The organism is Allokutzneria sp. NRRL B-24872 (genome assembly GCF_002155965.1).
In the GTDB taxonomy this organism is placed as follows: domain Bacteria; phylum Actinomycetota; class Actinomycetes; order Mycobacteriales; family Pseudonocardiaceae; genus Allokutzneria.
This window is the reverse complement of record NZ_MUMH01000095.1, coordinates 14,053-33,490: the sequence shown is the minus strand read 5'-3', so window position 1 is coordinate 33,490 and position 19,438 is coordinate 14,053. Positions and strand designations below refer to the sequence as shown.

Genomic DNA, 19,438 nt, shown 5'->3' with positions numbered 1-19,438 from the left:
ACTTTGAGGACAGGCCCTAGCACTCCGCCACACCACCTGAACGAGTCATTGGCGTGGTTGAACGGACTGAACGAGTCATTGAGGTGGTTCAACCACCTGAATGAGTCATTCAGGGAGTTCACCGCACCGAACGGGGCATTGGGGCGGGGCGGAGTGCTGCTGCGCGCGGGTCGGGGCCCTTGGCGGGTGTCAAGGGGGCGGCGGGGTGGAGCGGGAGTTGAAAGCGTGAACAAGGAGCGGACAAGCGTCGCGGGACAGGCTGGCGGTCCCTGCAACGTGTCCGGAGGCCCCGATGGAAGGCACCCCTTCGCTCGATCGCCGTTCCCTGTTCCGCACCGCGGCCGGAGTCGGCGCGCTCGCCGTCGCCGGCCAGCTGATCACGCCGGGCTCGGCGTCCGCGGCGCCCGCGGCCCCGCGCGTCCACAGCTGCGCGGAGTGGGGCGCGAGGGCGGTCAGCGGCATCACCACGCTCAACAAGAAGCCGAACCGCATCCTGGTGCACCACATGGCGAGCCCGAACAGCACGAACTACACGCAGGCGCACGCCTTCCAGGTGGCGCGCAACTGCCAGGCCGGGCACATGGGCCAGGGCTGGGCGGACACCGGCCAGCACTTCACCATCAGCAGGGGCGGCTTCGTGATGGAGGGCCGCAAGGGCAGCCTGGCCACGCTCAAGGGCCGCAAGCAGATGATCAAGGCGGCGCACTGCCCCGGCTTCAACGAGAACTCCATCGGCATCGAGAACGAGGGCACCTACACCAGCGCCGTCCCGACGACCGCGCAGTGGAACGCGCTGGTCAACCTGTGCGCCTACGTCTGCTACCAGTACGGCATCTCGCCGAGCAACATCAGCGGGCACCGCGACCACTTCGCGACGGCCTGCCCGGGCAACCAGTTCTACGCCAAGCTCGCGCAGCTGCGCACGGCGGTGAAGGCGAAGCTCTGACCACGCAGGGGCGGCTAGATCCTGGAGGGCCACCAGAGGGCAGCTGAGTGGCCCTCCAGGCCCCGCCTTGCAAATAATGACCGGGCAGTCATAAACTCGGTGGCATGACGACGGTGCGCACGGGTCCCGGTCGTCCTCGCGAGTTCGACGAGGACGCGGTGCTCGACGCCGCCGGCGACGCGTTCCTGCTGCGCGGCTACCACGCGACCTCGCTGACCGATCTGACCACGGCGACCGGCCTGCACCGCGGGAGCCTCTACGGCGCGTTCGGCGACAAGCACCGGCTGTTCCTCGCGGCACTGCGCAGGCACGCGCGGCTCGCCGCGGAGACGCTGGACGCGGACCTGTCGAGCGCGGCCACTCCCCTGGACGGCATCCACGCCGTCCTGCTCCGGCAGGCAGCGAAAGCCGCTGAGCGCATGGGCGAGTGCCGTGGTTGCCTGCTGGCCAACACGACGCTGGAGATGCTTCCGGGCGACGAGCAGGTCGCGGGGATCATCGCCGGGCACCACCGCTGGCGCGAGGACCGGCTGACCGAGGTGCTGGAACTGGCTCGCGCGCAGGGCCAGACCACGGCCTCGCCACCGAGGGCGTTCGCGCGCTTCGTGGGCACGGTGATCGAGGGCCTGTGGCAGCTCGGTCGCGTCGCGTCGGACCCGCGTCAGCTCACCGAGGCCGCCGAAGCCTCGATGCGCGCGCTGCGGTGACCGGCCGTCTTTTTTTTGCCGCAATTCATGACCGATCAGTCATTATTTGGAGGACAGCATGCTGGGGCGAGTGGGGATCTGGTCGACGGTCTTCGTGTGGGGATCGGCGAAGGACGCCAGGACGTTGGCCACCGAGGCCGAGGAGCTGGGCTACGGCGCGCTCTGGTTCGGCGAGGCGGTCACCGGCAAGGAGTCGCTGAGCAACGCGGCGATGCTTCTCGGTGCCACCCAACGGATCGCGGTGGCCACGGGCATCTCCAACATCTGGGCGCGCGACGCCACGGCGATGCGCGCGGGCGGTGACACGCTGGCGGAGGCGTTCCCCGGGCGCTTCCTGCACGGGCTCGGCATCAGCCACCTGGCCGAGGTCGCCGAGCGCGGCCACGGCTACGGCAAGCCCGTTGCCACAATGCGCGCCTACCTCGACGCGATGGAGGCCACCGACTTCACCGCCGCCGCACCGGCGAAGCCCACGCCTCGGGTGCTGGCGGCCTTGCGCCCCAAGATGTTGGAGCTCTCCCGCGACCGCGCTGACGGCGCGCACTCGTACTTCATGCCGCCGTCGCACTCCGAGCGCGCACGAGCGGTCCTGGGCGCGGCCCCGATCCTCGCGGCGGAGCAGGCGGTCGTGCTGGAGACCGATCCGGTGCGCGCCAGGGCCATCGCGCGCGAGCACACGGCGGTGTACCTGTCGATGCCGAACTACGTGAACGCGTTGCTGTGGCTCGGTTTCGACGAGTCCGATGTGGACGGTGCGGGCAGTGACCGGCTGGTGGACGCCGTTGTCGCGTGGGGCGACGCCGACGCGATCCGCGCACGGGTCACCGAGCACCTGGACGCGGGCGCGAGCCACGTCGCGATCCAGGCGCTCGGCGGGTTCAGCTCGGTGCGGGAACAGCTCCGGGAACTTGCTCCTGCCCTGCTCGACGGGTAGCCACGAAGGCCACCACGATCACGAACGCGAGCAGATAAGCGTTGCGCGTCAAGGGTTCCAACCACGTCGGAGCCTCGACGAGGAACAGCCCGGTGTCGGGTGGGCCGAGCTCACCGGGCTTCAACGCCTTGCCGAACCACGAGAAACCGAGCAGGTACACGGCGGCGAGCACGCCCCACGCGAGCTTGTCCCGGTACCGCAGCCCGAGCACGCACAGGTACACCGCCAGCGGCACGAACCACACCCAGTGGTGGCACCACGAGAACGGCGAGACCATCGTGCCGGTCAGTCCGCACAGGGTGGCGCCGAGGAGTTCGTTGCCGCGCTTGGCGACCAGCGCCGCGAGGCCGAGGCCGACGACGCCGCACACCCCGGCCACGAGCAGCCACGGCAGCGCGGGCGGCTCGTTGGTGCCGAAGAAGCGGGCGATCATGCCGCGCAGCGACTGGTTGCTCGGCCAGATCGTCGGCCCGACGCGACCCGAGGTGAAGAAGGTGCCGGTCCAGTACTTCAGCGCGTCCCGGGGGATCAGCAGGAAACCGAGGCCGATCGTGCCGAGGAAGGTCGCGGTGGCCACGCCCGCCGCGCGGAAGCGGCCGGTGATCAGGAGGTAGACGATGAAGATCGCGGGGGTGAGCTTGATGCCCGCCGCGATCCCGACTCCCACGCCCTGCCACCGGTTTCCGGCCCTGCTGGTCAGGTCCACCAGCAGGATCACCATGAGCAGGAGGTTGATCTGGCCGAGCCAGAACGTGGTGCGCACCGCCTCCAGCCAGAACAGCGGGCCGGTCAGCAGCACGCCGAGGAACACCAGGTTGCGGTTGGCGGTGTAGCCGAGCCTGCGGAAGGCGATCCAGATCGCGGAGAACAGCAGCCCCAGGTTCGCCAGCAGGGACAGGGCTTTGAGCAGCCACAGCGGCAGGAAGGCCAGCGGTGTGAACACCAGCGCCGCGAACGGCGTGTAGGTGAACTCCAGCGCGTGCAGCACCGGCTTCTCGTACAGCGGGCGCCCGCTGAGCACGAAGTCGCCGCCCGCCGCGTACACCTGCACGTCGATCATGATCAGGTGGCCGGGCCAGACCGCGGCGGTGACCGCGTAGGCGGCGAGCGCGGCCAGCAGCACCAGCGGCGCCACCGCGCGGAGCCAGCCTGGAAGTCGCAGGTCACGAGTGTTGCCAGGCTGCGCCGAGGAGGACGCGACCGCTGAGGACATGGCCCCTACCCTAAACGGCGCAGCGCCGACCGGCTGCCGTGGTGTGAGGTCCCCCCGCATCGAAGCTTCGACGCTGCGGGGGGACCCGAAACCTGCTTACGCGGTGCGGACCAGGAACGGCGGCACGGTGTTGCCGCGCAGCGCGTCCGCGTCGACGGTCTCCGGGCGGTAGCCGCAGGACGGCAGCGCGGAGATCATCTTCTCGGTCGGGTCCGCGACGGCGTCGGCGCGGCCGAACAGGTAGGCCCACTCGTGCTCGTCGGAGCCGTAGTAGGCGACGGTGTCGAAGACCTCGCCGAAGCGCTGCCAGGAGCGGATCAGCGTGGCGTTGCGCCACATCGTCTGGCAGCCCGCCTGGCAGATCACCACGCCGCCGGGGGCGAGCACGGAGTGCGCCATGCGCAGGAACTCCGACTCGTACAGGCGGTTGTGCTGGGCGAACTCTTCGCGCTCATCCGGAAGGTCCACCAAGACCACGTCGTACTTCTCGCCCGCCGCGACCGCGTCGACCAGGAACTGCCAGCCGTCGGTGAGGTGCAGCTTGATCGGCCCGTCACCGGCGACCGCCGCGTCGACCTGCTCCGGCGTGTAGCCGTAGGGCAGGTGGCGGGCGCAGGCGCGCACGCACTCCTCGTCGATGTCCACGTGGTCCACGCGGGTCGCGCCCGCCGCGACCGCCATGTGGCACACGACGCCCTCGCTGGAGCCGACGACGAGCACGCGCTCGACCTTGTCCGCCAGCAGCAGGCCGGGGACCATCAGCGCCTCGTGGTAGGTCAGCTGGCTGAACTCGGTGCTCTGCCGGTCGTTGTCGCAGAACAGCGACACGCCCTGCGAGGTCTTGCCGATGACGACGTGCTGGAAGGCGGTGTCGCCCTCCCAGATGACGTCGTCGAGGCGCCACTGCCGGACCATGCCCTCGGCAAGCGGCTCGGTGATCCAGCGGCCCTCGCCGGTGATGGTGCTCAACTCGTCTCCCAACCGCGGTGAATGGTCTTGGTCTGAACGGTCGCCGCGCCGAGGGCTTCGGCGAGCAGGCGGACGGCGAGCTCGGGCTGGGCCCGGTCGCCGCAGGTGAACACGTCCACGAACAGCGCCCCGATCTCGGGATAGGTGTGGATGGAGGCGTGCGACTCCGACAGCAGCGCCAGCACGGTCACGCCCTGCGGCTCGAACTGCTTCGAGGAGACCTCGCACACGGTCGCGCCGGCCTGGTCCAGCACGTGCTCCAGGGTTCGGCGCAGGAAGAGCTCGTCGTCGAGCAGCGAAGCCTCGATCCCCGCGAACTCCGCGAGGACGTGCTGCCCGGTGAACAGACCCACGACGGGGACCTGTGTCTGCACCGGTCCTGAGACAGTGGACACCTACTCAACCTCCCTGAAATCTCCCAGCGGACTCCGGCTGGAGCTAGCTCTGCTTCGCCCCGATGACATGCGTCGTCAGGGACGGAAAACCGTTGAAGGACACCGAGGAATAGCTCGCCGTGTAGGCGCCGGTGCACGGGATGTCGACATGGTCGCCCGCCGCGAGCGCGAGCGGCAAGCGATATGCGGTGCGCTGGTAGAGCACGTCGTCGCCGTCGCAGGTCGGCCCCGCGATGACCACGGGCCCGTCCGCTCCGCCGTCGTGCTCGGTGCGCAGCTCGTAGGCGATCGCCTCGCCCTCGCACTCCGCCATGCCGTTGTAGCGGCCGACGTCGAGGTAGACCCAGCGGTGGGTGTCCTCGGCGGACTTCTTGGAGACCAGCACGACCTCGGAGCGGATCATCCCGGCGTCGCCGACGAGGGCGCGGCCCGGCTCGATGATCAGGTCAGGCCGAGCGCCGGGGAAGTGCCGGTCCAGCGCGCGCTCGATCACCGCGGCGTACTCGGTGAGCGCGGGCACCGCCTCGGTGTAGACCGACGGGAAACCCCCGCCGAGGTTCACCAGACCGACCGGGACCCCGGCCGCGGCGATCTGCGCTGCGCGGGTGATGCCCAGCTCCCACGCGGCGGGGTCGACGTGCTGCGATCCCACGTGGAAGGAGACGCCGTACACGGTGAGACCGAGTTCCCCCGCCTCGCGCAGCAGGTCCACCGCCATCTCCGGGGCGCAGCCGAACTTCTTGCCGAAGGGCGTGCGCGCGCCGTCCGCCTCCACCAGCACGCGGCAGAACACCGAGGCGCCGGGCGCGTGCTCGGCGAGGTGCCGCACGTCCTGGGCGCTGTCCAGCACGAAGAGCCGGACGCCGCGCGCGAAGGCGTAGGCGATGTCGGCGGCCTTCTTGATGGTGTTGCCGTAGGAGATCGTCTCCGGCGCCGCGCCCTGGGCCAGGCACAGGTCGATCTCGCCGGTGCTGGCGACGTCGAAGCACGCGCCGAGTTCGACGAGCAGGCGGACGACCTCGGGGTGCGGGTTCGCCTTGACGGCGTAGAAGATCCGCGCGTCCGGCAGCGCGGCGCGCAGCTTCCGGTAGTTGTGCTCGACCACGTCGAGATCGAGGACCAGGCAGGGGGTCGGCGGGCGGTGGGTGTCCAGGAAACGCCTGATGCGGGCACTGGGGTCGTTCGTCGTCTCCGCAGCTACCGCGGTGGCAAGGCTCTCGGACATTCCGCTTGTTGATCTCCCGTCACTCGGGCGAGGACAGGCCGCGCCGCCGGAGAACTCTAGGTCATGGTGGGCCCCGGTACCGAGTCGCGGTGCCCCGGCGGGGAAGTGATCTCGCCCACGGGGTGTTCGCCTGGGTTCACGTAGACCACCAGGCGCTGGTCCTCGGTACCGGGCAGGACCAGGTTCTCGTAGGCCAGGCGGAGTTCTCCGCGCTCCGGGTGGTGCCACCGCTGGACCCCGGTCAGCTCCGGGAGCGCGCCCGCGTCGGCGTGGCGGCGGCTGAACTCCGCGCCCGCCGTGATCGACAACTCTTCGGCGAGGGCCGCGGCGTGGGCGTCGCCGAGATCGGCGGCCGCGCGCAGGGCGGCGGCTTGCCCGTCGGCGACGCGGTCCCAGTCGGGGAAGCACGCGCGCGCCCGGGGATCGGTGAACACGAACCGGACGAAGTTCCCATTGGGCCGGAGTCCCACCGCGCTCGCGAGTTCGCCGAAGCCGTCGCTGCACGCCAGCAGATCGCCGTGCGCCGCCGCGACGAAGGCCAGGTCCAGCTGGTCGAGCAGGGCGCGCACCGTCGGCCGCAGCGGCTCGGGCGCGGTGGCCTGGCAGCAGAGCGCGCCGTCCGCGATCTTGGCGAGGCGGTGCAGGTGCACGCGCTCGTCCGGTCCGAGGCCCAGCGCGTCCGCGAGCGCTCCGAGGACCTGGGCGGAGGGTCTGCGGTCGCTCCCGCGTTCCAGGCGGGTCAGGTACTCCACGCTGATGTTGGCCGCCGCTGCCAGTTCCGAGCGGCGCAGCCCCGGGGTGCGGCGGGGTCCTGGTGCCGCGCCGGTGGGCGCTGTGTTCTCCCGCCTGGCCCGCAGGAAGGCCCCCAGCGCGTTGTCCGCCACACCCCGAGTCTAGGTTCGCGCCCCGATCAGCACTCCACGTAGACCTTGTCGGCGCGGTCGTCCTCCCAGGACGCGAGGTTGGTCGAGGTGTGCGCGCGGACGTTGCCGACGATCGTGCCGTCGGCGAGGTCGAGCAGGCGCATCGCGTTGCCGTGCGTGCGCACGGACGACACCTCGTTCCTGATCCAGCTCGGCAGCTCCCACCAGCCGCAACCGGGAACCTCCCAGCGCGGCCCCGTTCCGTGCCAGCGCTCGTAGACGCAGACCTTGCCCGCCGGGCAGGTCTCGTAGCCCGCGATCGTGACCTCGCCGGCGTGCGCGCCTCCGGTGACGATCCCGCTGGTCACGAACGCCAGCGCCAGGCCGGTCGCCAGTGCTTTCCGCATCGGTGCTCCCCCGATCGCGCTCTGTGCTCGGTTGCGCGGCGAAGCTATCCGCGCTGGCGCCGTGAGCGCGGTGCTCGCTGGCGATGACGAGCGAAAGTCCTCGTTCAGCGCCGCCCCGCCTCATCGATTCGGTGGAGTGACCAAGGGCTTGGCTCGGGCGAAGCGCGCGGTGGGGGTCCCTGAGAGGGCCTCCCTGGGCGGAGCGCGGGGAAGCAGGCTGTCGGCATGCGTTACCGACTGTTCGGCCGGACCGGCCTGCGCGTGTCCGAACTCGTGCTCGGCACGATGACCTTCGACGATCTCGACCAGGCGCGGCGGACGATCGCCGCGTTCGCCGACGCGGGCGGCAACTTCCTCGACACGGCTTCGGCGTACGGGGAGAGCGAGAGCCTGCTGGGCGCGGCGATCGAGCAGCGCGACCGCTTCGTCATCGGCACGAAGTACACGTTGTCGCGCGACGCCGCCGACCCGAACGGCGCGGGCAACCACCGCAAGAACCTGAGGTTGTCCCTGGAGCGGAGCCTGAAGCGGCTGCGCACGGACCACATCGATGTGTACTGGGTCCACATCTGGGACCGCCACACGCCGCTGGAGGAGACGATGCGCGCGCTGGACGACGAGGTCCGCGCGGGCAAGATCCTCCACGTCGGGATCTCCGACGCGCCCGCCTGGGTGGTGAGCCGCGCGAACACGCTCGCGGAGTGGCGCGGCTGGACGCCGTTCTCCGGCCTGCAGATCCCGTACAACCTGGTGCGCCGCGACGCCGAACGAGAGCTGCTGCCGATGGCCGAAGCCCTCGGGCTGAGCGTGACCGCGTGGAGCCCGCTCGCCTCGGGCCTGCTCTCCGGTGCGGCGTCCCGCCGCGTCGACCCCGCGAAGCTCTCCGCCCGCGATCACGCGGCGCGCGACGCGGTCCGCTCGGTCGCGGCGGAGATCGGTGCGACTCCGTCCCAAGTGGCACTCGCGTGGCTGAGGCACCGGTCGCCCTCGGTACTGCCGCTCGTGGGAGCCCGCAACGCCGAGCAGATCGCGGAGACCTCCGTCAGTGTCGCGCTCCCCGAGGAAGCTGCGCGTCGGCTGGACTCCGCGGTGGAGTTCGAGCGCGGTTTCCCCGCCGACTTCATCGAGGAGTGCGAAACGACCCCCTTCGTCTTCGGCGACACCGCGACCAAGCTCGACGCGCGCCCCTAGATCCGGTCGGCGGTGTCGCTGATCGCCTTCTTGAGGTCGTCGGGGTTGACACCCTGCGCCGCGCCGACGGCCTCGGCCAGCTTCTCCACGGCGGCGCGCAGTCCCGCGATCTCCTTCTGCGCACCGGCGCTCTGCCAGGCGGCCATGTTGGCGCCGACCAGCCACACCGCGGCGGAGTGCACCGTTGCGGGGTTGTTCAGCTCGTGCGCCTTGAAGTCCCAGATGCGGAAGATGTCCTGATCGCTGAGCGGCATGTCGTCCTCCAGATGAGCGCGAACCGTGTCGCGGAAACCGTTGATGCCGCCGGGCCACCCGGCGGGGTCCTTCTTGCGGGTCGGTGCCCATTCCTTGTGCGCGAACGCCCGATCTGCGGGCAGACCGAGGTGGCGCAGCAGCGCGGCGACGCCGTGCGGGTAGCTCTCCACCTGCGCTTGGGTCCAGTCACCGTGGTCGGCGCCGGTCGACTCGGCCTCGACACCGATCAGGTGCGGATTGCCGCGGTCCACCGGGAATCCCGGCAGCCTGCCCCTCCCGGCGTGGTTGGCCAGCCCGGCCGCGATCGTGTACCACGTGCCGTCCCTGGCGAGGCCGAGGTTGGCCAGCGGCGGCGGCTTCTCCGGCGGGGCACCGCTGAGGAGGAACCCGAGCGAGGGGAAGTTCCCGGTCGGCGCGCCCACGGTGTGGTGCAGCAGCACGCCGCGGACGTCGCTCATACCGCCGCGATATCCCCGGCTCTGCCAGCCGTCCACTTCTACGACCCGAAGTCCCGCATCGCGCAGGACGTCGGCCATCCATGTCAGATAAGGCATTCAGACCCCCACGGCCGTGCCACGCGGAACTGGCGTGGCTCGACACCGAGAGTCCGGCAGATTCCCAGCAGTGACAAGGAATCAGCTGCGGGCGTGCACTTTGAGGAAGCCGCGGCGCCTTTAGGTGCGGCCGCGCACCTCGATACGGTCGAGCAGCGCGCCTCGCACGGGATCGGTGACAACACCGGAAAGCGCCTTGGACCAGTAGAGATGCCCGTGCGCGCTCCACAACGGCGTCATCGGCAGCTCGCGCAGCACGGTGTTCTCCGCGAGCCGGTAGTAGCGCCGCGCCGCCGCAGGAGTCTCCGCGACGGCCGCCTCGCCGAGCATGGAATCCACGTCGGCGTTGGTACCGCTCAACATCGGTTCGAGCAGTGACTGCGGGCTCGGGTACCCGGCACTGACCCGCAGCACGTACGGCCCGTCAAAGCTCTTGCTGGACAAGGCTTTCCGGTACTCCTCTCCGGATAGTCCGCGCACCGCGACATCGGGCAGGCCGAGCCCGGAGCGCAGCTGCTCGGCGATCCGCGAGACCCACCCGCGCTGGCCCGCCTCCTCCATCTCGAAGTGCAGTGTCACCTTGCCGAGGTCGGCATTGCCTTGGCGCAGAAGAACTCCAGCGGCCTGGGCGTCGTGGGCGCACGGTCGACACGCGCCGGGGGCCGCTTCGCCGGTCAGCGCGGGCGGCACGAACGAGGCCGCCGGAGTGACCTGGTGGCCGAGCGGCCCGGTCGCCAGCTCGGCCCTGTCGATGGCGAGCGAGATCGCGTGCCGGACCGAGATGTCGGAGAAACGCTTGTCCGCCAGGGGGAACGCGAGGTAGGTCGTTTCCGGCTCCGGCCAGCTCCAGTTCCGGTCCGCGTACTGCTGCTGCATCGCGGCGTGCTTGCTGGGCGGCACCTCGGTGGCCAGGTCGAGCACTCCGGAGGAGACCTGCTCGAACTGGTCGACGGGATCGCTGACCACCCTGAAGTCCACGCCACGGGCCTTCGGCCGCACCGAACCCGCGTAGCCGTCGAAGGGCTCGGCGCGGGCGCCCTTGCCCAGCACCCACGGCCCGGTCAGCCGGAACGGCCCATTGCCGATCGGGTGCCGCGCGAAGCCGTCCCAGTCCCGCGACGCCAGCACCGATTCCGGCAACGGCGACAACGCGGGACTGGTCAGCGCCGCGGGGAACTCGCCGAGCGGCCGGTGCAGTCGCACTTCGATCGTGCGCTCGTCGACCGCGCGCAGTCCTGCGACGCGGAGTTGGTCATTGAGCACGCGCGCGGCTGGCCAGCCCTCGCGCATCGCGGCCTCCCAGGCGCCGACGTAGGACCGCGCGGTGACCGGGCTGCCGTCGTGGAAGCGCCACCCCTGCCGGAGCACGACCGTCCACAAGAGACGGTTCGGGCTGGTGATCGTTTCGGCTGCGACCGGAATGGGCGGTTGGTCCGCCGCGCCCAGTTCGGCCAACGGCGCCCACAGCGCGCCGGTGATCTCGCGCCCCGGCAGGTCGACCACCCGTCCCGGCAACAGGCTGGCGGGTTCGCGCAGGCCGACCGCGATCACGCCGGGCTCCGCCGTTGGCCCGGAGGAGCACCCGGACGGCAGGAGCAGCAGCACTGCGAGCAGACCAGCCACTGTGCGACGCATGGCGTGAAGCCTACGAAAACCCTTGAGCGAAATCGTTACCGGTTCTAAGTTCCTCTTGGACTTCGGTGCTACGGGGGTACGTGATGCCAAGGCGTTCCGGACTGCTCACCGCGATCACAGCGGTCGTGCTCGCGATGGGGGTGCCCGCGTGGGCGTGCGGCGACGCCCCAGCTTTCGGCACCGCGTCCCAATCGGGTCACTCCCACTCCGCGGGCGCGCCGAAGGCCGCCAAGACCTCGGCCGTGAAGAACGTGGAGCTGCTGGGCACGCTGCCCGAGGCTCAAGGCGCGATCTCGGTCAACTTCCTCCAGTACTCCCGCCCGCGGCGCGACGTCATGATCGTCGCGGGCGAGTTCGGGCTGAAGTCCTACGACATCACCGCAGATCCGGCGAAGCCCCGCCTGCTCAGCGAGATCTCCATGCCCGGCATGTGGGAGATGGAGGACACCGAGCTCGACCCCGAGCGCAAGCTGATCTTCCTGGCCCGCGACCCGCGCGCGTTCGGCGGCACCACCGCCACCGGCACGTCCGGCGTCTACATCGTGGACGCGGCGGACCCGGCGAAGCTCACCACGCTGACGTTCGTGGAGATCCCGGCCGGCCACACGACGAGCTGCGTGAACGCTTGCCGCTACCTGTGGACCGGCGGCCCTGCCAAGGCCAGCCACATGCCCGCGGACTGGGGCGGGCGCCCGGTGTGGGTCACCGACGTGCGCGATCCGCGCAACCCCAAGGTCTTCCCGAACCCGATCGACACCGCGCGCAACGACGGCAAGACCGACTACGCGCACGACGTGCAGGTCGACGCGGACGGTGTCGCGTGGGTCTCCGGCCGAGGTGGCGTGCGCGGCTACTGGACTGACGGCCTGCGCTTCGACCCGGTGCAGCGCAAGCTCCGCAGGGCGACGGCCGTCGACCCCGTGCCCTTCGCGGGCGGCGGGATCTCCGAGCTGTCCGCCACCAGCAAGTTCCTGCACAACAGCTACCGCCCTGTCGGCCGCGAGGTGCTCGACGGTCCCGACATCGGCGCGTGGGGCTACGGCCAGACCGTGTTCGCCACCGAGGAGAACTTCGCCGACGGCTGCGCGGCGGACGGCGTGCTGGTCATCTCCTCGCTGAAGGGCTCCTACGGCGGTGAGGGCTGGCGTTCCACTCCGGAGAAGCCCTACCGCCTGAGCACCATCGGCACCTGGAGCGTCGCGGGCCAGGAAGGCAGCGACCCCAGTAGTGGGGACTGTTCAGCGCACTACTTCGACGTCAAGGGCAAGGTCCTCGCGCAGTCCTTCTACGGCCAGGGCACGCGCTTCCTCGACATCAGCGATCCGAGCAGGCCGAAGCAGGTCGGCTACTTCCGCCCCGCTGACGCCCGTTCGTGGCAACCCCTGTGGCACCGTGGACTTCTCTTCGTCGCCGACAACGCGCGCGGTGTCGACATCCTGAAGTTCACCGGGGGCAACGGACATGACTCGTAACGCTGTGGTGACAGGCGGTTCGCGCGGCATCGGCAGGGCCGTCGTGCTCCGGCTCGCGCGCGACGGCGCCACCGTCGTGTTCACCTACGCCAGCAACGCTTCGGCCGCCGCCGAAGTCGAGCGCGCGGTCGCCGAGGAGGGCGGCAAGGCGCACGGCGTCCAGGTCGACCTGTCCGAGCCCGGTTCGGTCGCGCGCATGTTCGACGCCGCCGCCGAGCACATCGACGGCCTGGACATCCTGGTGAACAACGCCGGGACCACCATCCCCAAGCTGCTGCACGAGCTCACCGAGGCCGACTTCGACCTGCTGTTCGCGCTCAACACCAAGGCGGTGTTCGAGGCCGTCCAGCACGCTTCGCGGCACATGCGCGACGGCGGCCGCATCATCACCGTCTCCACCGCGAACGTGCAGCTGCCCCTGCCCACCACCTCCGCGTACGGCGCCAGCAAGGCCGCCGCCGAGCTCATCACCCAGGTGGCCTCGCGCGAACTCGGCGCCCGGGGGATCACCGCCAACGTCGTGCGCCCCGGAGCCACCGAGACCGACCTGCTCCTCGCGTCGAGCACCCCCGAGGTGCGCGACCTGCTCACCCAGTTCACCCCGCTCGGCCGCATGGGCCAGCCCTCCGACGTCGCCGACGTGATCGCCTTCCTCGCCGGTCATGACGGCCGCTGGCTCACCGGCGAGATCCTCAACGCCACCGGCGGCCTCCACGCCTAGCCGCCGCCCTCCTCAACGCGCCTGACCGCCGTCCAGGGCAACCCGTTTCGTACTCATAACAGGAGCCGACCCCGCTATGAGTACGAAACGGGAGTTCGGCGTCCCGCCGGACGTTGAGCGGGTGCCGGTGGAGACGGCCTGGTGGAACGACGCCCAGCCACCGCAGCTCTCCGCCATCCCCACGCCACCGGGACCGCGCTCCCACCACCCCACGCCGCGCAGCACTCCGCAGGCACACCAGTCTTCACCCCCGCCTTAAGCCCTGAACGACCCGTTCAGTGCGTTGACGGACCCGAACGGGACGTCGGGTACGAGTTGGCAACGGGCAGATCTCAGTCACTGGTAGTAACGGGTGACGAAGCGGAGACGCACTCGTTTGCATGCGCCGATCGGAGTGCAACGTGCATTACGCTCCATCTCCGGTCGCACGCTCCCCCGTCGGCCGCACAACCCGGAGGTGACCCGAGGCATGGGCAGCTACGCGAATCAACCCGTGGCACGAGGAGCGTGCCGCGATGCTTGAGTTCACCCTGCCGCCCCTGCTGGTCATGACGACGCTCGTGCTGCTGCACCGCTTCCACGTGCTGAACAGGCTGTCCTTCATCGGACTCAACCGCTCGCGCCCGCTGCGCGAGCTGATCACGGCCTGGCGCACGCACCGCACCGCCGAAGCCGTCCGCGCCACCCGCACCCACCCCGTCGCCGACCTGGACGAGCCGAGCTACCGGGGCCGTCACCGACACAAGGGCCCCGTCGTGATCGCCCGAGGCGTGGAGCAGCCGACGGTCCCGCTGCCCGTGCACGTACGGTCACGACACCGCCCGCGCCGACCCTTCAAGCTGGGAGCTCGGAAGCTCCCGCGCAGCCTCGCCAGCACGCACAACCACGTCGACCGCAACCCGGTCCGCCCGGCAGGTCGCCACTCCACCGCAGCCTGAGAGGCTTGTGCGCGCTGGGGCACGGGCGGCGCGGATCGGCGCGACGCCGGACCCGTCCTCATGGGTGTCGGTGTGGCCGACGATCAGCGCGGCGCGGTGGAGTTCGGCCGCGAGGAAGGCCGGCCCGCTCTTCACGATCGCGTCGGCCCGGCGCCGCTCCCGGCTGCCCGGTACCGCTCTCATGTACCCGGTGAGCGGTTCACTCGCCCGCGGCCGTAGCATCTGTCCACAAAGGACAGACGGATGCTACCTGGGTAACCACACCTGGTTGTTCTGGGAACGGGCGGGCGCACGTCACCGTCACCATTCCCCGTCTACCCTTGTTTCCCTTACGCCGCAAGGATTCTTCAACTCTTTGCGTCCGTAGTAAGATCGTTTCTCGGTATCAGTTGTCTCGTCACTCACCCGCTTGGCGTCTGGCCCGGCACCTCGACTCGGTGAACTCTGGCGCCCTCAGTCCAGCCGTGCCAGGGGCGCCGTGGCGGCAGCTCCACCGGCTCAACGAAGAGCGGGGCGACGACAGATGATCGAGAACATGCTTCCCAAGGAGTACAACGAACTGGCCGCCGTACAGGCAGCCGAGCAAGATTCGTTGCTGACGATGCCGAACGTGGTCGGCGTGGCGCTCGGCACCAAGTGGCAGGGCGGGCTCGACACCGGCGAGAAGGCGCTGACCGTCCTGGTGGACACCAAACTCCCCAAGGAGTCGCTGAACAAGAACGACCTGGTCCCGCCCACGATCTCCAAGATGCGCACGGACGTGCAGGAGGTCGGTGTCCTCCAGGCGGGCCGGACCGTCGAGCAGATGCTCACGCCGCCCGCGCTCGGCAACGGGCACCAGCTCGACACCATCGGGGGCCAGCTGGCACTCGACGACGTAGCGCTGGCTGCCCGCGAGAACATCGGCCCGTTCGCGCTGGCCAAGCGCTTCCGCCCAGCTTTCGGCGGGGTTAGCGCCGGCCACTTCAAGATCACCGCCGGCACGCTCGGCACCTGTTGCTACGACGCCTCCGCCTTCCCCGGCAAGCCGTCGCGGTACTACATCCTGAGCAACAACCACGTGCTGGCCAACTCCAACGCGGCCTCGATCGGTGACCCGATCCTGCAACCCGGCCCCTTCGACGGGGGAACCTTCCCCGCCGACGTCATCGCCAGGCTGAGCCGCTTCGTGCCGATCAAGTTCATCCAGGCGGGCCAGCCGGTCCCGCTCAACCTGGTCGACGCGGCGATCGCCGAGGGGCAGTTCCACGACCTCGACCGCAGGATCTTCTGGGTCGGTGACATCAAGGACGTCAACAACGCGCCCACCGTCGGCATGGTCGTGCAGAAGACCGGCAGGACGACGAACTGGACGACCGGCAAGGTGCAGAACATCAACGCCACCGTCGATGTCAACTACGGCGGCGGCAAGGTCGCCCGCTTCGCGCAGCAGATCGTGACCAGCGACATGTCCGCGGGCGGCGACTCCGGAAGCCTGGTCGCCGACCGCGACAACAAGGCCGTCGGCCTGCTGTTCGCCGGATCGGCTGTGGTGACGATCGTCAACAGGATCGCGCTCGTGGAGTCGTTGCTCGGTATCCGGGTACGTCCGTGAGATGACCGAGCAACCGGACATCAACGCGGCGGTGGTCGAGGCATCGCAGTGGATCGACGACCACCACGACGTGGTGGCGGTCGGCCAGGGTGAGCACGACGGCGAGCCCACGGTCGACGTCTGGGTGGCCAACGGAGCCGACTCGGACCTGGGTCTCCCGAAGGTCCTGCACGGCTGCACGGTCCGGATCCGCGCCAGCGGCGGACCGATCGAGGCGCAGTAGCTCACGTGCTGGAGGGCGCCGGCGCCCTCCAGCAGTGGGGACATCCTCGATGCGGCTCGTGACCTCGACCGGATCAAGGTCGCGCTCGTGGTCCGGCTGGGCCGCCACCGCGGCCTTGCCGCCCGCTAAGAAGCGTTGTGCTCGGCGGCCAGGAAGTGCGCGATGTCCACGGTCGAGGAGTACAGCTCGCGATAGCGCGCGTAGTACGCGGAATATCGCTCGTACCGTTCGGGATCGGGTACCACTGTGGACGCCACGGGGTTCCACGAGTCGGGCGATGACGCCGCCCCGGTTGCCATACCGGCAAGCAAGGCGTCGCCGAGGCACGCTCCGATCGTCTCGGCGGGGATGTCCTGGGGCTGCCCGGTGATGTCGGAGACGATCTGCGTCCACAAGCCGCCCTGCGTCCCCCCGCCGACCGCGACGAGCCGCGACGGGGTCCCGCCAGCTGCCGACATCGCCTCCAGGTTGTGCCGGACGCCGTAGCCGATCCCTTCGAGCGCGGCGCGGTACAGCTCGGCCTGACCGTGCCCCAGCGTCAGCCCGGCGATGATCCCGCGCGCGTCGGGGTCGAACAGCGGAGTCCGCTCCCCGGCGAAGTACGGCAGTACCAACAGACCCCGGCTCCCAGGTGGTACTGAGGCCGCCGAAGCGACGAGCCCGGCGAACTCCCCGCCGACCAGTCCGCGCAGCCAGTCGGTGATCGAGCCCGAGGTCGCCATTCCGGCGGCCAGGGTGTAGGTGTCGGGGAAAGCGCCGCAGGTGCCCCACAACCCGGAGTGCGGGCGCGGATCAGTCAGCACCTGCACGAGGAACATCGTCGTGCCGTACATGATCATCATCTCGCCGGGCGCGCGGACGCCGACGCTGACCGCCTCCGCCCACGCGTCGACCGTGCCCGCGGTGACCGGCAACCCGACGGGGAGCCCGGTCAGCGAAGCAGCCTCCGTGGAAACGCGCCCCACGATCTCGGTCGGCCATGCCAGCTCCGGCAGCGGCAACCCGGGCGCGACCGAAGCAGCCCAGTCGTGCGCCCAGTCCCGCGCGCCGAGGTCGTACATGGGCGTGCACTGGCTGGCCGAGTGGTGGTCCAGCACGTAGCGCCCGGTCAGCCGGTGCACCAGGAACGAACTCGCCATCAGCAGCATCCGGGTGCGCTCGTACACCTCGGGCTCGTTCCGCGCCAACCACCGCACCTTCGGCCCGACCGCCTGGCTGGTCAGCCGGGAGCCACACCGCGCGAGCACGGCGTCGGCGCCGAACTCCTCGGTCAGCTCGTCGATCTCCTTGGTGGCACGGGTGTCCACGCCGTACAGGATGCCGGGCCGCAGCGGAGTGCCGGAGGCGTCGGCGGGCAGCAGGCACGGACCGATCCCGCTGACCGCCAGCCCCACCGGTGAACGTCCGTCCAATTTGGACACAAGTTCCCGCGTGATCTCGACGAAGTCCTGCCACCACACGGTTTCCGCGTCGTGCTCGAACCACCCCGGATGCGGTGACGACGTCCCGTGCGGACGGTCGGCGCGCGCGAGGACGCGACCGTCCACTGTGGTCAGCACGCCCTTGGAGCTCGACGTGCCGATGTCCACCCCGAGCAGCAGTTCCTCCGCCACGCCAACGCTCCTAACGTCTGTTGATGCCGTTCGCCAGCCGCTCGGCGAGGTCGCGGTCCTGAGCCCTGGGGCTCACCCCGATCCGCCAGGTGCCGCCGAAGTAGTCGCCCGGCGTGATCGAGCCGCCGTTGGGCTTCCAGATGGACTGCCAGCAGATCGAGGACTCCCCGTCGGAGTACCACCGGTTGGCCTCCGCCCACGCCGAGCCCCTGCGGTAGGCCATCGCCATGGTCGCCGAGATACCGGTCGCCATCGCCCACCGCGTGAAGCCCGCCGCGTCGCCCCGGCGCGGGAAGACCTGGTCGTCGCCGAGCGTGCCGAGCCAGCTGTCCATGGAGAAGGCCAACTCCCACAGCGGGTTGCGGGTCGGCGCGGCCACGTGCCAGGTCAGCGAGCTGTCGAAGCAGTCGGCGTGGAAGTCCAGCTTCCAGTCGACGGTGATCTTCTCCTGGCCGATCGGCACGCCTTGCAGTGCGACGGTTCCCCCTTCGACGCGCACGCGAGGAGCCGCGCGCGCCTTCTCCGTGGCACCGAACAACCCGACACCGAGGTACGGCCCGGAGCCCCGGTGATGGTTGTCCAGCACGTTGCGCCAGCTGCCGTCACGCATCCGCACGGACAGCTCCCGCAGCTCCGACGTCGGCGAGGTCTGTAGATCGACTCGATAGTCCGGCGCGGTGACCCGCACACCCTTGAACGTGGTCTGCCAGTTCAGCGGAGCGAGGTACACCCCGCGCTGGCCCCATCCCGCGTGGGTGACCCAGTGCCGTCCCTCGGCGAAGATCACCTCGGCGGCGTGCGAGGGGATGTTGCCCACCCACGAGTTCGCGTTGAAGTTGAAGGGGTCCTTGCTGCGGAACACGTCGGTGCCCACGTAGCCGCGGCGCGGGCCGATGAACAGGTACCAGTCGGTACCGCGTTGCACGAGGAACGGCGACTCCGTCATCACCCCGCCGAGCGGTTCGGAGTACGCGAACTTGCGACCGCTCCAGTGCACCAGGTCATCGCTCGTGCGGTAGGCGACGACGAAGTTGCCGCCGTCCGGGTAGATCGTCGCGGTGTAGTAGATGACCCAGCGGCCGTCGATCCGCGTCACGAAGGGATCTCTGGCATCGAAGCCGTCGCGGAACAGCGGCCCACCCGGGTGCCGGGTCCACGTGCGGAGGTCGGTGGAGATGGCCAGGTTGATCGCGTAGAAGCTGTGGTCGGCGTCGCCGCCGCAGTAGAACATGTGGTAGCGGCCGTCGTGCAGGATGATGTGCGGCGCCCACAGGTGCGCTTCCCCGTGGTAGCCCGGGTCCACGCTCATCGCGAAGGGCTGCTTCGCCCACGGACCGTGCAGGAAGGGCGCGGTCGCGTGGGCGAAGTGCTTCTCGTCCAACGGGTTCAGCGGTTCCGCGTGGGTGATGCCGATCATGTGCCAGGTGCCGTCGGCGTCACGGACGAACGTGTGGTCGTTGAGGTACCAGTTGCGGTCCTCACCGACCGTCGGGTCGTAGAGGTGGCGCCAGTCGCCCGCGCTCACCTCGTCTCGGACCTCGGTGTACTCCTGAAGGGAAACTCCGTCCGGCAGCGCGGGCATC

At 70.0% G+C, this 19,438-nt stretch carries 19 protein-coding genes; 9 read left to right on the top strand and 10 right to left on the bottom strand.

From position 1 onward, the window contains the following. The first annotated feature begins 292 nt into the window (after positions 1-292). The 3 genes from CCN37_RS24030 (at position 293) to CCN37_RS24020 (ending at position 2,587) form a co-directional block, all read left to right on the top strand. A complete protein-coding gene (locus tag CCN37_RS24030; RefSeq protein ID WP_086824907.1) occupies positions 293-946 on the top strand; it encodes a peptidoglycan recognition family protein in 654 nt (217 codons plus the stop codon). A 104-nt stretch (positions 947-1,050) separates the two neighbouring features. Further along, on the top strand, positions 1,051-1,653 hold the full coding sequence (locus tag CCN37_RS24025; RefSeq protein ID WP_086824906.1) for a TetR/AcrR family transcriptional regulator: 603 nt from the start codon (positions 1,051-1,053) through the stop codon (positions 1,651-1,653). Positions 1,654-1,711: 58 nt separating this feature from the next. Beyond that, positions 1,712-2,587, top strand: coding sequence for a TIGR03620 family F420-dependent LLM class oxidoreductase (locus CCN37_RS24020; protein WP_086824904.1), 876 nt, complete (start codon positions 1,712-1,714; stop codon positions 2,585-2,587). Here the strand turns inward: CCN37_RS24020 and CCN37_RS24015 are convergent. The 6 genes from CCN37_RS24015 to CCN37_RS23990 all read right to left on the bottom strand — a co-directional run bounded on the left by CCN37_RS24015 (position 2,532) and on the right by CCN37_RS23990 (position 7,659). Next, on the bottom strand, positions 2,532-3,800 hold the full coding sequence (locus CCN37_RS24015) for a glycosyltransferase 87 family protein (protein WP_168200827.1): 1,269 nt from the start codon (positions 3,798-3,800) through the stop codon (positions 2,532-2,534). The genes CCN37_RS24020 and CCN37_RS24015 overlap by 56 nt on opposite strands. 96 nt (positions 3,801-3,896) lie before the next feature. Then, positions 3,897-4,715, bottom strand: coding sequence for a spermidine synthase (locus CCN37_RS24010; protein WP_086824914.1), 819 nt, complete (start codon positions 4,713-4,715; stop codon positions 3,897-3,899). A 50-nt stretch (positions 4,716-4,765) separates the two neighbouring features. Further along, positions 4,766-5,143 carry an adenosylmethionine decarboxylase gene (speD, locus tag CCN37_RS24005; RefSeq protein WP_086824900.1) on the bottom strand — a complete coding sequence of 126 codons (378 nt, stop codon included), beginning with the start codon at positions 5,141-5,143 and terminating at the stop codon, positions 4,766-4,768. A gap of 64 nt (positions 5,144-5,207) precedes the next feature. Continuing rightward, positions 5,208-6,389 carry a type III PLP-dependent enzyme gene (locus tag CCN37_RS24000; protein WP_086824898.1) on the bottom strand — a complete coding sequence of 394 codons (1,182 nt, stop codon included), beginning with the start codon at positions 6,387-6,389 and terminating at the stop codon, positions 5,208-5,210. Between the two features lie 56 nt (positions 6,390-6,445). Beyond that, positions 6,446-7,273, bottom strand: coding sequence for a helix-turn-helix transcriptional regulator (locus tag CCN37_RS23995; RefSeq protein WP_086824896.1), 828 nt, complete (start codon positions 7,271-7,273; stop codon positions 6,446-6,448). A gap of 26 nt (positions 7,274-7,299) precedes the next feature. After that, positions 7,300-7,659: a peptidase inhibitor family I36 protein gene (locus CCN37_RS23990; RefSeq protein ID WP_086824894.1), complete on the bottom strand. Its 360-nt coding sequence runs from the start codon at positions 7,657-7,659 to the stop codon at positions 7,300-7,302. Positions 7,660-7,884: 225 nt separating this feature from the next. Between CCN37_RS23990 and CCN37_RS23985 the strand changes: the two genes are divergently transcribed. Continuing rightward, positions 7,885-8,850, top strand: a complete 966-nt coding sequence (locus CCN37_RS23985) for an aldo/keto reductase (RefSeq protein WP_086824892.1) — start codon at positions 7,885-7,887, stop codon at positions 8,848-8,850. Here CCN37_RS23985 and CCN37_RS23980 read toward each other — a convergent pair. Next, positions 8,847-9,659, bottom strand: coding sequence for an N-acetylmuramoyl-L-alanine amidase (locus CCN37_RS23980; RefSeq protein ID WP_086824890.1), 813 nt, complete (start codon positions 9,657-9,659; stop codon positions 8,847-8,849). The two genes, CCN37_RS23985 and CCN37_RS23980, sit on opposite strands and share 4 nt — an antisense overlap. A 120-nt stretch (positions 9,660-9,779) precedes the next feature. Beyond that, complete coding sequence (locus CCN37_RS23975) at positions 9,780-11,294, bottom strand: ABC transporter substrate-binding protein (RefSeq protein WP_086824888.1); 1,515 nt, start codon at positions 11,292-11,294, stop codon at positions 9,780-9,782. Positions 11,295-11,377: 83 nt separating this feature from the next. Between CCN37_RS23975 and CCN37_RS23970 the strand changes: the two genes are divergently transcribed. The 5 genes from CCN37_RS23970 (at position 11,378) to CCN37_RS23950 (ending at position 16,242) form a co-directional block, all read left to right on the top strand. Then, positions 11,378-12,766 carry an LVIVD repeat-containing protein gene (locus CCN37_RS23970; RefSeq protein ID WP_086824886.1) on the top strand — a complete coding sequence of 463 codons (1,389 nt, stop codon included), beginning with the start codon at positions 11,378-11,380 and terminating at the stop codon, positions 12,764-12,766. Next, positions 12,756-13,487, top strand: a complete 732-nt coding sequence (locus tag CCN37_RS23965; RefSeq protein ID WP_086824884.1) for an SDR family oxidoreductase — start codon at positions 12,756-12,758, stop codon at positions 13,485-13,487. Before CCN37_RS23970 ends, CCN37_RS23965 begins: the two co-directional genes overlap by 11 nt. 515 nt (positions 13,488-14,002) lie before the next feature. Continuing rightward, complete coding sequence (locus CCN37_RS23960) at positions 14,003-14,425, top strand: hypothetical protein (RefSeq protein ID WP_086824882.1); 423 nt, start codon at positions 14,003-14,005, stop codon at positions 14,423-14,425. A 523-nt stretch (positions 14,426-14,948) separates the two neighbouring features. After that, positions 14,949-16,019 carry a hypothetical protein gene (locus tag CCN37_RS23955; protein WP_086824880.1) on the top strand — a complete coding sequence of 357 codons (1,071 nt, stop codon included), beginning with the start codon at positions 14,949-14,951 and terminating at the stop codon, positions 16,017-16,019. A 1-nt stretch (position 16,020) separates the two neighbouring features. Further along, positions 16,021-16,242 (top strand): hypothetical protein, encoded by a 222-nt coding sequence (locus CCN37_RS23950; RefSeq protein ID WP_086824877.1) that lies wholly within the window; start codon positions 16,021-16,023, stop codon positions 16,240-16,242. A gap of 125 nt (positions 16,243-16,367) precedes the next feature. On the opposite strand, the gene CCN37_RS23945 is transcribed toward CCN37_RS23950, so the two are convergent. Beyond that, entirely contained in the window at positions 16,368-17,855 is a 1,488-nt protein-coding gene (locus tag CCN37_RS23945; protein ID WP_086824875.1) for an FGGY-family carbohydrate kinase, read from the bottom strand. Positions 17,856-17,865: 10 nt separating this feature from the next. Further along, positions 17,866-19,437 carry a family 43 glycosylhydrolase gene (locus CCN37_RS23940; RefSeq protein ID WP_086824873.1) on the bottom strand — a complete coding sequence of 524 codons (1,572 nt, stop codon included), beginning with the start codon at positions 19,435-19,437 and terminating at the stop codon, positions 17,866-17,868. Position 19,438 lies beyond the last annotated feature (1 nt).

What these genes read in the sequence shown, in the direction of transcription:
- CCN37_RS24015 (WP_168200827.1), bottom strand. Translation starts at nt 3,800, where the DNA reads ATGTCCTCAGCGGTCGCGTCCTCCTCGGCGCAGCCTGGCAACACTCGT.
- CCN37_RS23970 (WP_086824886.1), top strand. Translation starts at nt 11,378, where the DNA reads ATGCCAAGGCGTTCCGGACTGCTCACCGCGATCACAGCGGTCGTGCTC.
- CCN37_RS24030 (WP_086824907.1), top strand. Translation starts at nt 293, where the DNA reads ATGGAAGGCACCCCTTCGCTCGATCGCCGTTCCCTGTTCCGCACCGCG.
- CCN37_RS23955 (WP_086824880.1), top strand. Translation starts at nt 14,949, where the DNA reads ATGATCGAGAACATGCTTCCCAAGGAGTACAACGAACTGGCCGCCGTA.
- CCN37_RS24020 (WP_086824904.1), top strand. Translation starts at nt 1,712, where the DNA reads ATGCTGGGGCGAGTGGGGATCTGGTCGACGGTCTTCGTGTGGGGATCG.
- CCN37_RS24010 (WP_086824914.1), bottom strand. Translation starts at nt 4,715, where the DNA reads ATGGTCCGGCAGTGGCGCCTCGACGACGTCATCTGGGAGGGCGACACC.
- CCN37_RS23975 (WP_086824888.1), bottom strand. Translation starts at nt 11,294, where the DNA reads ATGCGTCGCACAGTGGCTGGTCTGCTCGCAGTGCTGCTGCTCCTGCCG.
- CCN37_RS23985 (WP_086824892.1), top strand. Translation starts at nt 7,885, where the DNA reads ATGCGTTACCGACTGTTCGGCCGGACCGGCCTGCGCGTGTCCGAACTC.
- CCN37_RS23980 (WP_086824890.1), bottom strand. Translation starts at nt 9,659, where the DNA reads ATGCCTTATCTGACATGGATGGCCGACGTCCTGCGCGATGCGGGACTT.
- CCN37_RS24025 (WP_086824906.1), top strand. Translation starts at nt 1,051, where the DNA reads ATGACGACGGTGCGCACGGGTCCCGGTCGTCCTCGCGAGTTCGACGAG.
- CCN37_RS23940 (WP_086824873.1), bottom strand. Translation starts at nt 19,437, where the DNA reads ATGCCCGCGCTGCCGGACGGAGTTTCCCTTCAGGAGTACACCGAGGTC.
- CCN37_RS24000 (WP_086824898.1), bottom strand. Translation starts at nt 6,389, where the DNA reads ATGTCCGAGAGCCTTGCCACCGCGGTAGCTGCGGAGACGACGAACGAC.
- CCN37_RS23950 (WP_086824877.1), top strand. Translation starts at nt 16,021, where the DNA reads ATGACCGAGCAACCGGACATCAACGCGGCGGTGGTCGAGGCATCGCAG.
- CCN37_RS23990 (WP_086824894.1), bottom strand. Translation starts at nt 7,659, where the DNA reads ATGCGGAAAGCACTGGCGACCGGCCTGGCGCTGGCGTTCGTGACCAGC.
- CCN37_RS23960 (WP_086824882.1), top strand. Translation starts at nt 14,003, where the DNA reads ATGCTTGAGTTCACCCTGCCGCCCCTGCTGGTCATGACGACGCTCGTG.
- CCN37_RS23965 (WP_086824884.1), top strand. Translation starts at nt 12,756, where the DNA reads ATGACTCGTAACGCTGTGGTGACAGGCGGTTCGCGCGGCATCGGCAGG.